The sequence below is a fragment of the Flavobacterium praedii genome, from assembly GCF_026810365.1.
In the GTDB taxonomy this organism is placed as follows: domain Bacteria; phylum Bacteroidota; class Bacteroidia; order Flavobacteriales; family Flavobacteriaceae; genus Flavobacterium; species Flavobacterium praedii.
Genome location: NZ_CP113948.1, coordinates 2,358,930 through 2,370,245, shown reverse-complemented (window position 1 = coordinate 2,370,245; position 11,316 = coordinate 2,358,930). Strand labels below are relative to the sequence as shown.

The window sequence follows — 11,316 nt, the reverse complement described above, 5'->3', positions numbered from 1 at the left end:
GTAAATTAAATAGTTTCTTTGGTTTTTGCCGATTTTCACTTAAGTAATCATAAAAAAGGCTCTTTTTATGATGTGCTTTTGGTAGTTACTCTAATCTTATGACTCCTACCACTAGAGCGATATTTCTAATGTCGGATCTGGGAATCTCAAAGTCATCGTAATCTTTGTTGTCCGACTTACAAAGGATGTACTCAGGGTTTTGGCTTTTTTTTACGCGCTTCATAATTACACCTTGACTTTTGCTATCCAACACATATACCTTATTCCATTGAATAAACAATAATTCGCTAATTAATCGACAGGCTACCACGTCGCCACTGCTGTATTTTGGATACATACTAGATCCTCGCACGGCTATCATAAAATCAATTTTAAGGCCGTCAAACAAAGGAATCACATAGCGCTCTTCAATGGTTTCAAAGTCTACTCCTGTTATACTGGTATCACCCAGCCCTGCAAATGCGTCGATTGGTAGTAACGGAACCCCTCCTTTGTTGACTGGAGCAGCTACTACTAGATCCTTGTCTGTTTTAAGCATAGGCTCTTTTCCTGTGAGTAACCATTCTGGATTCAAATCTGTACATTTTGTATATATTAATTCGGTATCAAAGGTTTTTCTAAGCTTCCATTTTGATAGATTTTGCGCGGGTATACCTAAAAATTCTGCAAAATGAGCATCTTTTTTATATCCATAATGTTCTTGTATTTTGTTTAATATCAATAGCTTGTCCATATATAAAAAAATAAATATACAATTTGTATTTAAAATATTTGTTTTCATGTACAAAATGTATTTATATTTGCTCTATACATTTTACACACTTATTAAACAGCTCAAAGTAATGAAAAAAATACACATTCACCCAGTTTTAAAGAAACAACTTGAAAAAGAGTTCTCAACCTCTTATCAAACCGTGACTATGAGTCTTGACGGCGTGTTTACTTCTGAAAAGGCTAAAGCTATTAGAAAAAGAGCCGTGGAGCTGTTGGAAAAGGAAATTGACAAACTGAAAGAAAGCGAAGAAAACTAAGCAGCAAGTCATAAATCAGATTACTTAATAGACTTTCCATATTAAAAAAAACCAACCATGTTCGAATTTCAACAAAATACACTTTGCGTGGCCTCCACCTGGCTCGTTAATGAGGGGGTGATATCGGAACCCAATTTGAAATTATTGGTGTACCGTGGCCAAATCAAGAAAGTAGCTAAAGGAGGCAATGGCCGTAGAGCAATGGTGGCCTATGAGTCGATACCTGACCGCTACAAAAAAATTATTCGTGACCGTGGCATAGATCCCTACGCCAGTGTAAAAAACATTGTTTTCGGGGACTATATGGAGTGGGATTATAAGGCTGAATCGTATTATAGCGACTACCTCTTAGACAACGGCAAGCACCTGCCCGAAGAAAAGCAACGAGAATACACCCATCAGGCTATAGTGTTCAATGCAACCAAATTTATTGCGAACAATGTCGTAGTACAAAAACGTTTTGGGGGCAAAAAAGAAATGTGGAGCCGTATGCAAGAAGCCGTTGGGAACCTTCCCGAAACGTGGACCCACACACGATACAAAAACGTTCTCTCATTCAAAAGAGCGATCAAAAGATATGAAGAGGAAGGCTACGGTTCTATCGTGTCGGGCAAATGGTTGAATTCCAATTCAACTTTGATTCAAGGCGAAGTAGCCGACTTTATTCTAGCACAATACTGCTTGCCTATTAAACATACAGTTCCTGAGCTGATTCGCATTTATGAAAGTGTCCGTGAGGCAAAGGGCTGGAAGTCTTTAAGCGAAAGGGCGGTTAACGCTTGGCTGGAAAAAACAGAACAAAAACGCATTTGGATGCTAGCGAGAGACGGTCGTGACGAATACATGAAAAACTTTGGTCACACAGTAACACGTAAACGTGCTGAATGGTTCCCGAACGCTTGGTGGGCTATCGATGGTACTAAGCTCGATTTAGTACACTTCGCAAACAACAAACAAAAGATGGCAGCAGAACTCAAAATAAACGTTGTTTTTGATGTCTACAGCGAGAAAATTATAGGTTGGGATATTGCGTACTCAGAAAACCACGCATCGCATTTTAGAGCGATTAAAATGGCCGTAAACGAATCGGGTTGCAGACCCTTCTTGTTTACTTACGACAAACAATCGGGGCACACCACAAGTAAGATGCAAGATTTGTACAACCGCTTGCCAGCCAAAGGCGGAACGCACTACAGCCACAAAGTTGGGCGTAAATCATCGCCAGCAGAACAAATTTTCAATCGCTTACAACAGCAAGTAATTTCGAAAATGTGGTTTTCAGACAAACAAGGAATTAAAGTTAAGGAAACAAGAAACAAACCCAACACCGATTTCATTGTAGAGTATAAATCAGCGCTTCCAACGGTGGACGAATTCAATAAAATATTTACAGCATTAGTAAACCGATGGAACGCTGGCAAACAGGACGACTGGGAATTGAACAGAAATCAAAGATACAATGAAGAGACCGAGCACCGCGAAGAAATCAATATCATGGATCAGCTCTCAATGTTCTGGATTGATGAAACCAAGGTTAAAAAATACTATCCGCATGGGATGCCGCTTACTGTAGAGGGTAAAGATTATCTCTACGAAGTGTACGACGAAACCAATAATGTTGACTTAGATTTTAGACGAAAATATGTGGGAGAAAATCTAATTGTACGCTATGATCCTGAGCGACTAGATGAGTTTGTCGGTCTTTACGAATTAACGCCATCAGGAGAAAAGAGATTTGTTGCCTATGCCCAATCCAAACGAATGCACGAGTCCATCCCTGTACTGATGAAAGAAAACTCGAAAGCATTACTACTTCAAGATGTAGAAACAAGAGATCTGGAACTCAAACGCGACCAAGAAGCCTATGAACGATTAATCGAGCGCACCGGCATCAGTCGAGAAAGCTTAATCGAAGAGCAGGAACTGATGGTCAAGTTTCAAGGTCATTTACCTAAAGAATTACAAATGGAAACCGACACTAATAGTTTTTATTCTCGCTATTAAATACTGTTTAAAAAACGTTCAAACCCTTATTAAATATACAAAAAATGACACATCAAGACAAAATTCAAACCGTAGAAACTTTAGAAAATTTCATCGTTCAAAAAGGCTCACAAAACCAAGTTGCAGCGGGAATGCCAGGCGTATCAGCCGCGACACTTTCGCAAATGCGAAACCACAAATGGGAATTGATTGCCGACGAAATGTGGCGCAAAGTAGCCAAGTATGTAGGCGTAACCGCTAGCGGATGGAACTATGCCGAAACAAGAAACTCCAAAGAATTGATGCTTTTCTTTAACGATAGCCAACAATTTTCATTGGTTATGGCTATCACAGGCAAAGCAGGAGCCGGCAAATCTGAAAGCGCTAAGAAGTACGAGTCCGAAAACAAAAACGCCTTTTTATTGTCCTGCAACGAGTACTGGGATAAGCGTTGGTTCCTTCGTGAATTGCTTGCTAAGATGGGGCGTGACCATGCTGGGCTTACTCTTCCCGAAATGATGCACAAAGCGGTATTGCTTTTAAAATCTTTAGACTCACCAATTATCATATTAGATGAAGCCGATAAACTGGCCGACAACGTACTGCTTTTTTTCATAACACTATATAATGAGCTCGAAAATCATTGCGGTATTGTACTAATGGCGACCCACTTCCTAGAAAAAAGAATCAAACGTGGTGTGGCAATGGAAAAGAAGGGCTACCGCGAAATTTACAGCCGTGTTGGACTTCGATTCATAGAATTAGAAACCACAAGCTACAGCGACGTCGAAAAGATATGTAACGCAAACGGGATCGAAGACCCTGCCCTAATCAGAGCCATATCCAAGGACTGTGACGGCGATGTAAGAAGAGTGAGACGTTTAATTTTTTCAAACAAAAGAGCCTCTTAATGGAATTTAGATACCACCCCATAATCGAAGGTCTTCGGATAAATGAAGACGGCACTGAAATCTACTATAATGAGGAATTGCTCCGAATTACTAAAAACGATACCACCAGAAAACATCCGACTCTTAAAGTATCATTCGCAGGTCGAAGGCATACAGTAGCCAAATTGGTTTGCGAAACATGGAACGGCCTGAGAGCGCATACCGGATTGTATGCTTCTAAAATAGGATGTCTTTCCAGTAATCATTACTCCAATTTAGAGTGGAAAGAAGGACCAAACACTGGAGTGCAAAAGTTCAAACAGATCCTTTCCGGAGCCGATGTAGAGGATATTATCGCACGGATAGAAAAAGGTGAAGCCAAAAGAGCCATTGCTAGAATTTATAAAGTTGACGAAGCAAACATTAGAAGAATTAAAAGAAAACATGACCAAAATAATTAATAGAGCCTACTCTGTATCCAACGTTCTTTCAAAACAATTTAATGCCCTAGAATTTACGGGCGAATGGGAAGCCACCCTGGGGAAACCAGACAAAGCCTTTTCTGCCATCATTTGGGGCGGAACCACCAACGGTAAAACCGAAGCCGCTATCAAATTCGCTAAATACCTCACCAATTTTGGCAAAGTAGCCTACAACTCTTTAGAGCAAGGATTGTCTGCCACCATGCAAAAAGCCCTAGAGCGTAACCACATGGAATCCCTCGGAAATTCCTTCGTATTGCTCGACCGTGAACCCTTTGAAGAATTGGTACTTCGAATGAAAAAACCCAAATCGCCCGACTTTCTTTTTATCGACTCCGTTCAGTATACCCGAATTACTAAGGCGCAATACTATCAGCTCAAGGAGTTGATGCTTAAAAAAGGAAAAGGTATTGTTTGGATCTCGCAAGCCAAAGGAAGTTTGCCCAAAGGAGCCTTAGCCGATGACATTATGTATGATGTCGACCTAAAATTAAGAGTAGAAGGATTCAAACTATTCCCAGACGGAAGGTTGAACGGTGGCGGGGAACCCTTCGTGATTTGGGCACAAAGAGCCGCTAAATATTGGAAAGAAATTGTTTAAAAACCACAACCAATGAACACAAAAACATTACAAAAACTAGATATATGCCCGCAACAGTACGAAAGTATGATTTTCAATTTGTACAGCAATTGGTGCGAGAGTGTAGCTACCGATAATAAAGAGTTTCAAAAAATATTAGCGAGCTCGGCCGTTAACCGTTGGTTCTTGATGGAGCTGGCAAAGTGCGAAACCGAGTTTCACTTACTAACGGATCGTTATGTTGGGAGCAACGTAACCCCGCTCGACTTCAATAATTGTCACCGAGACTGTGTGTATAAGCTCAACAACATTCGCCCCACAGCCCTTTTGAAGGAAATCAAAAAAATCCCCAAAGGAATACCAGTTTTAACCGCTTTAAATGCCAATTAAATGGATACAAACCAAATCATTCAACGCTTAGAAGACCTGCACGCCGTGCTTCAGTATTGTGCAGAAAACGAAACCCTGGGCAAATCACCCAGCTTTTCAAGAGGCGAAAGAATTTGCATCAATCAAGAGCGCGGCTCGCTAATGAGCCAACTCAATGCTGAGCACTTTCCCAATGACGTGCGCAACTATAAATGCCTTGCGCTCCTGGAGTCAAAAATAAGATTCACACTAAAAAAAATAATCGATAACCACTTAACATAAATCCATAGTAATGCACACACAAGAATTATCCACTGCCGAATTAGAACAATTATTAGCCAAACGCAAAAAAGAAGAGCGAGCCAAAGCCGAAAAAGAAAAAGTCGAATACGAAAAAGGCCGTGACGAAATGATTACCAAAGTAATCACGACAGCAAAAGCCCTGTTTAGAGAACTAGGAGAGTTTAAGCAGTTTTGCCACATTGAAATGGACAACCAAGCCGTAAAGCTTTCAGAATATGGCAAGTTAAGAAGCAATTCAAAAGGCGGTTTCTCAGTAACCGATAGCGAGGACACTATGAGGGTAACCCGCAGACGTGATACAGAACCAGTTTGGGATGAACGTAGCACCAAAGCCGTAGAACTGATAAAAGATTTCTTAGGCGATGCGATTAAAAAACGTGACACCAAAATGTATGAGATCCTAATGAGCTTCTTAGAGCGAAACGCTGCAGGCGAATTGGAATACGGTCGAGTGATGGATTTATACAAGCACGAGGATAAGTTTGACGACCCACGATGGAAAGAAGGCTTACGATTGATAAAAGAATCCTTCTCCAACCACCTCAAAGGCTACGGCTACGAATTCAAGGTCAAAGGCGATGATGGTAAATGGCAAAACCTATACTTAAACTTTTCAAGTCTGTAAGCCATGAGCGACCCAACCATAATCAATATAGTACTGCTATTATTTATAGCAGTACTCAACGGAAAAGACATAGCGAAGTACATAGAATGGCTTCGTTTCAAAATCAGGACTTATTTTAAAAAAATGCAACAAAATGAGCGTAACAATACAACCTGTAAAGGATCACGAGGAATACACGGTTAACGGGCATTTGGTGTACAAAGATGCCCTAGGGAATTGGACTTGCAAACACGATTTATCCAATACAGAACTCAACGCCTTCCGAAACTACGAAAAAGTGGTCATTAACAATAAAGCTTTTAAGAAACACACCAAGTCGGTGTACAAAACGAAATAATTGGTTAGTTAGTTCGGTGTCCCGAGTGAAAATGGCTTTTGCGGGTTCGAGTCCCGCCTCGGGAGCTAATTAAAAATAAACAAAATGTACATAGACTTACAAGACCACCACTTAAAAAGGCTTATCCCAGTAGTCGAGGCCAGATTAAAAGTAATAAAAAGAAAAGTTATTAAAGATTTTGGAGCCGACTGGGGCGATTATGATGAGCAAGGTTTAGAAATAAAGATAAACGAGAAAAGCGACGAATACTTTAGACTAAAACAAGTTTTAAAAGAGTTAAAAAACGCCTAAGATGACAAAAACTAAAAGCACGAATAGCTCCAAAGCTGTCCCCACCTACGATCCCGAAGGACCAATCACACCCTTCCAAAAAAAGCGCATCATGCACAATTGCAATTACCAAGTTGAAATTAAAAATGAGTGGGTGCAATGGGTAACGGGTGATGTAAATAAAACAAGTTTAAGCGGTCTAACACAAGCCCAAGCCGTTAGGATAATCAAACAGCAAACCGGTAGCGACAGCTCGGGAACTGTCGAGAACTGGGGAGCATTCGATAAAAACAACAGCCAACACCGTTACATCTTATCCATTTTAAGAACGGCAAATATTGTAGTTAAAAGCCAAAAATGGGGCGAAGTACCCGATACTGCCGGTTGGTTAAATCGCTTCCTACAATCGCCTAAATCGCCCGTGAAAAAGCCACTAAAGAAAATGTCGCCTTATGAGGTTTCAAAAATAATCACAGCTCTTGAAAACGTATCCTTATGGAAGAATCAAATATAATAATTATGGAAGAAATGATAAACGATTTACACTGGTTAATGTTCTATTGCTTTACCAGTGGATTTAATATTTGCTTATTCATATGGATTAACTGGCCTAAGAATTCAAAAAGAAAATCAAAAACCGAATATCCGCTGTTCAAAAAACACATAATAGTAGGCGAAACGGAAAAACATCTTTTTAGATCCGAAATAGAGGCTTTAATTAAGAATTATATAGATAAAAATGATCTAAAGCATAACGAACCAATAGAAAGATCCGATTATATGTTTTACTCAAGACCTTTTGAGATCAGACTAGGCTTAGAATATACAATTGTTTTTTGGGCACGTGAAAAAACAAAAGATGAGCTACTTACCGAACGAATAGAATTCAAATTAAAAAAATGAAGAAATGGGGAGTTTCAAAAAAAATCACAGCACTTGAAAATGTATCGTTATGGAAGAATACAGTATAACCGAAATATGCTCCCACGACATAGCCGAAATTAGAGTACTTCAATCAGTAGCCACTTGCGAAACTACAGCAGAATTTTGTATCGAGTGTGGTCAGCAATTAACCCAACCTAAAACCGAATGTTAGATGAAAACAATAACTAGTAAAGTTGAGCTTTTAAAAAAGCTAAAAAAAGAGAACCTGTTAAGCAATGGTAAGATTTGTTACTTAACGGATTTTCATAAAACCAAATGTAGCAAAGCATTAGTTATAAAATTGATAGAAGACAGGACACTGGAAGAAACAAACGCACTATCTAGTTGGTTTGAAAAAGAATGGAAATTACGCAAACCGGTGGGCGTTCACAATGGAGTTGATATATTTTTTGACAACAGAAGAAACCAATTCTTTTTTAGAGTTCCAAAAGGGGTTTACGATATTGATACCTACCAATATTGTGTACAAAAACTAGACTACTTAAAAAACTTAGGAGAAAAATTAAAATGAAAGTAATATTAAAACTAAACCCTGATACGGCAATCATAGTAGCCGCAACAATTGAAGCGGTTTACAACAGTAAAGCACTTACTCGTAAAGAGAAATCAACGCTATCTATTGCGATAGATGTAGCCTCAAAATTAGACGGTAAAGCGATAAATGTAAAGGCGAAAAGGAACCTCTTTGACGCCAAAAAGAAAATCAGTATCACCTTGAAATTTCATGAGGCCGATATGTTAGAAATGCTACTCATTCAACAAATGAAAGGGATTGAACAACCGTATATCAGGCAGGAAATCCAAAAAGCAATCAACCAATTAAACCAAAAATTAGCGTGATGGCAAGGAGCAAGAAAGTACCAAGAATAAAAGAAACCCTGCACGAAGAGCGCAACCGAATGCGACAGGAAGCTATCGAATTAGCAGCCAAACACACAAGCAAAAAACCTACTAAATTTTTATTGAAATGAGTAAGAAAAAAATATACATCGCGGGCAAAGTAACGGGATTACCACATGATGAAGTTTACGCCAAATTTGCAGATATGCAAACGAATCTTGAAAGTGTTGGTTTTGAAGTAATCAACCCAATAGAGGTTGTAAACAATGCGCAATCTACTTGGCTAGAAGCTATGAAGCTTTGCATTAAGGAACTCCTAACCTGTGATGCAGTTTACTTGTTACCGTGCCACAACAAAAGTAAAGGCGCACTCATCGAAAAGCAGTTGGCACTTAATTTAGGGATTCCATGCGTTACTAATGTATTTGAACTAATTGACCAATGGAACAACTAGTAACCTACACCATCAAGAGTAAAAACTCCAATAATATTTGGGAGTTTAAATACCATTTAAATGGGGTATTATATTCCTTTAAAGCGCTAGATGGGGTTTTGTCTACTAAACAAATTGATTGGTTGTTTGTCAAGGCTAATTTTCCTTATAAAGAAGACCAAATAAAGCATTGGCAAAAGAAATTGAAAGCCAACTTTGAAATTACAGTTGGAGAACCTGACCTATCCTTTGAAGCACTCTGGAAGCTCTACGACCACAAAATAAAACGAGTCGAAAGCGAAAAGGCATTTAACAAGTTGAAACCCGCCGACGTTCTTAGGTGCTTCCAAACGGCAAAACACTACGAGAAATACGTAAACAAATCCAAAGTAAACAAAGCACACCTCTCCACCTTTATTAATCAACGTTACTTTGAAGATGAGTGGCAAAAAGTATAACCATTAAAACAACCACTATGGCAAAACAATTTACTAAGGTTACCAAAACCTACAGCACCAAAAACAAGTTACAACGCTTAATTTTAGAAGAGCTAAGCCTAGCAGACTGTACTTTATTCCCTAATCCAAAACAGGCTATAAGTTTTATAAATCAATCGTACGAAAGTGCTTTAAAATCTTACAAGGGTAATGCAGCAGTTCCGCCGCTAAAAAGTCACGATGCAAGCAAAGAGGAGGTTCTTTTTTATGTTGAAGATGTGATTTATATTTCAATGTATAACGTTAAAGACGATTTCTCATGCCAACATTAACCAAAGTACTAACCGTAACAGTAACACCTGAGCAGTTTCTTGAGAACTGCTCAGATAACGAACTAAAGGAACTGGATTTACTAATACAATCTCCCCGATACGCCAGCCGCATTAACGAAAAAAAAGAAATAGGATTTAACCAAGACAAAAAAGATGATACTACCATTTAGCACACAACTCAACGGAAAACCTACCTATTTTGTGGAGAAAATTTTAAGAGGAATAGAAATCTACAAAGCTCCAATTAATTTATTAGCTTTTTGGAAATATACAGGATATGATCTTTTTTCAAAACAAGATATAACTCCAAAGCTCCACACCATCCGAGAAGATAAAACCGACCGTTGGAAGCCCGGAACAAAGATTGATTTTTTTATCAATTGCCGTCAGCCTACTATGTTTCGGTTTGCGCCAGTTCTGCCGGTGGTGAGTGTTCAAGAAATTGAATTTAGGGAAATTGATAAATACCATTATATCATTGTTGTAGACGGTAGGACGTTAGGCGGTAATGACATTCGAAAACTTGCAATAAATGATGGCTTTGATTGCGAAAAAGATTTCTTGGAATATTTTCCTGTTGGTTTTAAAGGGAAAATTATCCACTGGACAGATTTAAAGTATTGAATTAATTAAGAAAAAAACCGCTCGATTGAGCGGTTTTTTTTATGTCTCTACTTAATTTAAAAATTTATGAGTCTTTTAGCTTAATTGTTGATATCAAAAATAAAATTATTTAATATGTGAATTTGGAATATTATAAAAAATACTACATTTGAAATTAACTTAAACACAACCAAATCAATTTCTTAAATCATGATACTGTTATTAATGTTATTTCTTGTTTCTTTATTGGTTTTTCTGTTGGTTATTTTAGTCAAACGAATTACTAATAAAACAGAAAAAAATATAAATAAACTGGTTGTTTCTGACAACTACCAAACACCTAAAAGAACTGAAATTGTAAATAGTAAAGTGTCATATGGGATTTTATTGCAGTTTTTAGAAAGTTTGGCTATAGTTGAAGAAACGACAAATTTAGATACATTGATGGCAAGGATCGAATTTATTAATAAAATTTACCCTGATGTTATTGTTTCTTCAAAAAGTATGAGATTTAATTTGGATATTCAAAAGGCTGTTGATGAATACAAAACCAGATATTATGACAAAATACTGAATGATATTCAAATTAATTTACTTGCAGATCCAAATGAAGTTCAGCTAAAAAAGCATTTTGCAGATTGTATTTGTAATTGTTACTATAGATATGTGGAAAGGCAAAAATTAGAAATTCAAAAATTATTAAGAGAATCCGCAATTGAAAAGCGGAAGGATGATATAATTAAAAAAGGATACGCTGCAAAGTATATGTTTAAAACTTACGATTTGCAAGATGAAGGACATCAAGAAACTATTGAAGATATAAGAAAACAATTTTATAAATACCAAAATAAGTAAT

The 11,316-nt window shown here is 37.8% G+C and carries 23 protein-coding genes; 22 read left to right on the top strand and 1 reads right to left on the bottom strand.

Annotation, left to right across the window (positions count from 1 at the left end):
- Positions 1 to 85 precede the first annotated feature (85 nt).
- The gene (locus OYT91_RS10240) at positions 86 to 733 is read right to left on the bottom strand and encodes a LexA family transcriptional regulator (RefSeq protein WP_281237886.1); all 648 of its coding nucleotides are present in this window, start codon (positions 731 to 733) and stop codon (positions 86 to 88) included.
- 109 nt (positions 734 to 842) lie between these two features.
- Between OYT91_RS10240 and OYT91_RS10235 the strand changes: the two genes are divergently transcribed.
- From OYT91_RS10235 to OYT91_RS10130, 22 genes are all read left to right on the top strand, one after another.
- Positions 843 to 1,031 carry a hypothetical protein gene (locus tag OYT91_RS10235; RefSeq protein ID WP_281237885.1) on the top strand — a complete coding sequence of 63 codons (189 nt, stop codon included), beginning with the start codon at positions 843 to 845 and terminating at the stop codon, positions 1,029 to 1,031.
- 57 nt (positions 1,032 to 1,088) lie between these two features.
- Positions 1,089 to 3,035 carry a hypothetical protein gene (locus OYT91_RS10230; RefSeq protein WP_281237884.1) on the top strand — a complete coding sequence of 649 codons (1,947 nt, stop codon included), beginning with the start codon at positions 1,089 to 1,091 and terminating at the stop codon, positions 3,033 to 3,035.
- A gap of 44 nt (positions 3,036 to 3,079) precedes the next feature.
- Positions 3,080 to 3,925, top strand: a complete 846-nt coding sequence (locus OYT91_RS10225; protein ID WP_281237883.1) for an AAA family ATPase — start codon at positions 3,080 to 3,082, stop codon at positions 3,923 to 3,925.
- Entirely contained in the window at positions 3,925 to 4,365 is a 441-nt protein-coding gene (locus tag OYT91_RS10220; protein ID WP_281237882.1) for a helix-turn-helix domain-containing protein, read from the top strand. Before OYT91_RS10225 ends, OYT91_RS10220 begins: the two co-directional genes overlap by 1 nt.
- Complete coding sequence (locus tag OYT91_RS10215) at positions 4,349 to 4,987, top strand: hypothetical protein (RefSeq protein WP_281237881.1); 639 nt, start codon at positions 4,349 to 4,351, stop codon at positions 4,985 to 4,987. The genes OYT91_RS10220 and OYT91_RS10215 overlap by 17 nt, the downstream gene beginning before the upstream one ends.
- A 12-nt stretch (positions 4,988 to 4,999) precedes the next feature.
- Positions 5,000 to 5,356, top strand: a complete 357-nt coding sequence (locus tag OYT91_RS10210; RefSeq protein WP_281237880.1) for a hypothetical protein — start codon at positions 5,000 to 5,002, stop codon at positions 5,354 to 5,356.
- A complete protein-coding gene (locus OYT91_RS10205; protein ID WP_281237879.1) occupies positions 5,357 to 5,617 on the top strand; it encodes a hypothetical protein in 261 nt (86 codons plus the stop codon). It abuts the gene before it with no gap.
- A gap of 10 nt (positions 5,618 to 5,627) precedes the next feature.
- Positions 5,628 to 6,263, top strand: a complete 636-nt coding sequence (locus OYT91_RS10200; RefSeq protein WP_281237878.1) for a DUF3164 family protein — start codon at positions 5,628 to 5,630, stop codon at positions 6,261 to 6,263.
- 133 nt (positions 6,264 to 6,396) lie between these two features.
- The gene (locus OYT91_RS10195) at positions 6,397 to 6,600 is read left to right on the top strand and encodes a hypothetical protein (protein ID WP_281237877.1); all 204 of its coding nucleotides are present in this window, start codon (positions 6,397 to 6,399) and stop codon (positions 6,598 to 6,600) included.
- Positions 6,601 to 6,684: 84 nt separating this feature from the next.
- Positions 6,685 to 6,891, top strand: coding sequence for a hypothetical protein (locus OYT91_RS10190; protein ID WP_281237876.1), 207 nt, complete (start codon positions 6,685 to 6,687; stop codon positions 6,889 to 6,891).
- Positions 6,892 to 6,982: 91 nt separating this feature from the next.
- Positions 6,983 to 7,384, top strand: a complete 402-nt coding sequence (locus tag OYT91_RS10185) for a hypothetical protein (protein ID WP_281237875.1) — start codon at positions 6,983 to 6,985, stop codon at positions 7,382 to 7,384.
- Positions 7,366 to 7,773 (top strand): hypothetical protein, encoded by a 408-nt coding sequence (locus tag OYT91_RS10180; RefSeq protein WP_281237874.1) that lies wholly within the window; start codon positions 7,366 to 7,368, stop codon positions 7,771 to 7,773. Before OYT91_RS10185 ends, OYT91_RS10180 begins: the two co-directional genes overlap by 19 nt.
- Before the next feature lie 49 nt (positions 7,774 to 7,822).
- Positions 7,823 to 7,966, top strand: coding sequence for a hypothetical protein (locus OYT91_RS10175; RefSeq protein ID WP_281237873.1), 144 nt, complete (start codon positions 7,823 to 7,825; stop codon positions 7,964 to 7,966).
- On the top strand, positions 7,967 to 8,326 hold the full coding sequence (locus OYT91_RS10170) for a hypothetical protein (protein WP_281237872.1): 360 nt from the start codon (positions 7,967 to 7,969) through the stop codon (positions 8,324 to 8,326).
- Positions 8,323 to 8,655 carry a hypothetical protein gene (locus tag OYT91_RS10165; RefSeq protein ID WP_281237871.1) on the top strand — a complete coding sequence of 111 codons (333 nt, stop codon included), beginning with the start codon at positions 8,323 to 8,325 and terminating at the stop codon, positions 8,653 to 8,655. Before OYT91_RS10170 ends, OYT91_RS10165 begins: the two co-directional genes overlap by 4 nt.
- Positions 8,655 to 8,786 carry a hypothetical protein gene (locus tag OYT91_RS10160; protein WP_281237870.1) on the top strand — a complete coding sequence of 44 codons (132 nt, stop codon included), beginning with the start codon at positions 8,655 to 8,657 and terminating at the stop codon, positions 8,784 to 8,786. Before OYT91_RS10165 ends, OYT91_RS10160 begins: the two co-directional genes overlap by 1 nt.
- The gene (locus OYT91_RS10155; RefSeq protein ID WP_281237869.1) at positions 8,783 to 9,109 is read left to right on the top strand and encodes a DUF4406 domain-containing protein; all 327 of its coding nucleotides are present in this window, start codon (positions 8,783 to 8,785) and stop codon (positions 9,107 to 9,109) included. Before OYT91_RS10160 ends, OYT91_RS10155 begins: the two co-directional genes overlap by 4 nt.
- Positions 9,097 to 9,546: an LvrA C-terminal domain-related protein gene (locus tag OYT91_RS10150; protein WP_281237868.1), complete on the top strand. Its 450-nt coding sequence runs from the start codon at positions 9,097 to 9,099 to the stop codon at positions 9,544 to 9,546. The genes OYT91_RS10155 and OYT91_RS10150 overlap by 13 nt, the downstream gene beginning before the upstream one ends.
- Positions 9,547 to 9,563: 17 nt before the next feature.
- A complete protein-coding gene (locus tag OYT91_RS10145) occupies positions 9,564 to 9,857 on the top strand; it encodes a hypothetical protein (RefSeq protein WP_281237867.1) in 294 nt (97 codons plus the stop codon).
- A complete protein-coding gene (locus tag OYT91_RS10140; protein ID WP_281237866.1) occupies positions 9,845 to 10,027 on the top strand; it encodes a hypothetical protein in 183 nt (60 codons plus the stop codon). The genes OYT91_RS10145 and OYT91_RS10140 overlap by 13 nt, the downstream gene beginning before the upstream one ends.
- Positions 10,011 to 10,481: a hypothetical protein gene (locus OYT91_RS10135; RefSeq protein WP_281237865.1), complete on the top strand. Its 471-nt coding sequence runs from the start codon at positions 10,011 to 10,013 to the stop codon at positions 10,479 to 10,481. The genes OYT91_RS10140 and OYT91_RS10135 overlap by 17 nt, the downstream gene beginning before the upstream one ends.
- Positions 10,482 to 10,670: 189 nt before the next feature.
- Positions 10,671 to 11,315, top strand: a complete 645-nt coding sequence (locus tag OYT91_RS10130; protein ID WP_281237864.1) for a clathrin light chain — start codon at positions 10,671 to 10,673, stop codon at positions 11,313 to 11,315.
- Position 11,316 lies beyond the last annotated feature (1 nt).

What these genes read in the sequence shown, in the direction of transcription:
- OYT91_RS10140 (WP_281237866.1), top strand. Translation starts at nt 9,845, where the DNA reads ATGCCAACATTAACCAAAGTACTAACCGTAACAGTAACACCTGAGCAG.
- OYT91_RS10155 (WP_281237869.1), top strand. Translation starts at nt 8,783, where the DNA reads ATGAGTAAGAAAAAAATATACATCGCGGGCAAAGTAACGGGATTACCA.
- OYT91_RS10240 (WP_281237886.1), bottom strand. Translation starts at nt 733, where the DNA reads ATGGACAAGCTATTGATATTAAACAAAATACAAGAACATTATGGATAT.
- OYT91_RS10150 (WP_281237868.1), top strand. Translation starts at nt 9,097, where the DNA reads ATGGAACAACTAGTAACCTACACCATCAAGAGTAAAAACTCCAATAAT.
- OYT91_RS10215 (WP_281237881.1), top strand. Translation starts at nt 4,349, where the DNA reads ATGACCAAAATAATTAATAGAGCCTACTCTGTATCCAACGTTCTTTCA.
- OYT91_RS10225 (WP_281237883.1), top strand. Translation starts at nt 3,080, where the DNA reads ATGACACATCAAGACAAAATTCAAACCGTAGAAACTTTAGAAAATTTC.
- OYT91_RS10220 (WP_281237882.1), top strand. Translation starts at nt 3,925, where the DNA reads ATGGAATTTAGATACCACCCCATAATCGAAGGTCTTCGGATAAATGAA.
- OYT91_RS10160 (WP_281237870.1), top strand. Translation starts at nt 8,655, where the DNA reads ATGGCAAGGAGCAAGAAAGTACCAAGAATAAAAGAAACCCTGCACGAA.
- OYT91_RS10170 (WP_281237872.1), top strand. Translation starts at nt 7,967, where the DNA reads ATGAAAACAATAACTAGTAAAGTTGAGCTTTTAAAAAAGCTAAAAAAA.
- OYT91_RS10200 (WP_281237878.1), top strand. Translation starts at nt 5,628, where the DNA reads ATGCACACACAAGAATTATCCACTGCCGAATTAGAACAATTATTAGCC.
- OYT91_RS10230 (WP_281237884.1), top strand. Translation starts at nt 1,089, where the DNA reads ATGTTCGAATTTCAACAAAATACACTTTGCGTGGCCTCCACCTGGCTC.
- OYT91_RS10130 (WP_281237864.1), top strand. Translation starts at nt 10,671, where the DNA reads ATGATACTGTTATTAATGTTATTTCTTGTTTCTTTATTGGTTTTTCTG.
- OYT91_RS10185 (WP_281237875.1), top strand. Translation starts at nt 6,983, where the DNA reads ATGCACAATTGCAATTACCAAGTTGAAATTAAAAATGAGTGGGTGCAA.
- OYT91_RS10210 (WP_281237880.1), top strand. Translation starts at nt 5,000, where the DNA reads ATGAACACAAAAACATTACAAAAACTAGATATATGCCCGCAACAGTAC.
- OYT91_RS10165 (WP_281237871.1), top strand. Translation starts at nt 8,323, where the DNA reads ATGAAAGTAATATTAAAACTAAACCCTGATACGGCAATCATAGTAGCC.
- OYT91_RS10135 (WP_281237865.1), top strand. Translation starts at nt 10,011, where the DNA reads ATGATACTACCATTTAGCACACAACTCAACGGAAAACCTACCTATTTT.
- OYT91_RS10205 (WP_281237879.1), top strand. Translation starts at nt 5,357, where the DNA reads ATGGATACAAACCAAATCATTCAACGCTTAGAAGACCTGCACGCCGTG.
- OYT91_RS10195 (WP_281237877.1), top strand. Translation starts at nt 6,397, where the DNA reads ATGAGCGTAACAATACAACCTGTAAAGGATCACGAGGAATACACGGTT.
- OYT91_RS10175 (WP_281237873.1), top strand. Translation starts at nt 7,823, where the DNA reads ATGGAAGAATACAGTATAACCGAAATATGCTCCCACGACATAGCCGAA.
- OYT91_RS10190 (WP_281237876.1), top strand. Translation starts at nt 6,685, where the DNA reads ATGTACATAGACTTACAAGACCACCACTTAAAAAGGCTTATCCCAGTA.
- OYT91_RS10145 (WP_281237867.1), top strand. Translation starts at nt 9,564, where the DNA reads ATGGCAAAACAATTTACTAAGGTTACCAAAACCTACAGCACCAAAAAC.
- OYT91_RS10180 (WP_281237874.1), top strand. Translation starts at nt 7,366, where the DNA reads ATGGAAGAATCAAATATAATAATTATGGAAGAAATGATAAACGATTTA.
- OYT91_RS10235 (WP_281237885.1), top strand. Translation starts at nt 843, where the DNA reads ATGAAAAAAATACACATTCACCCAGTTTTAAAGAAACAACTTGAAAAA.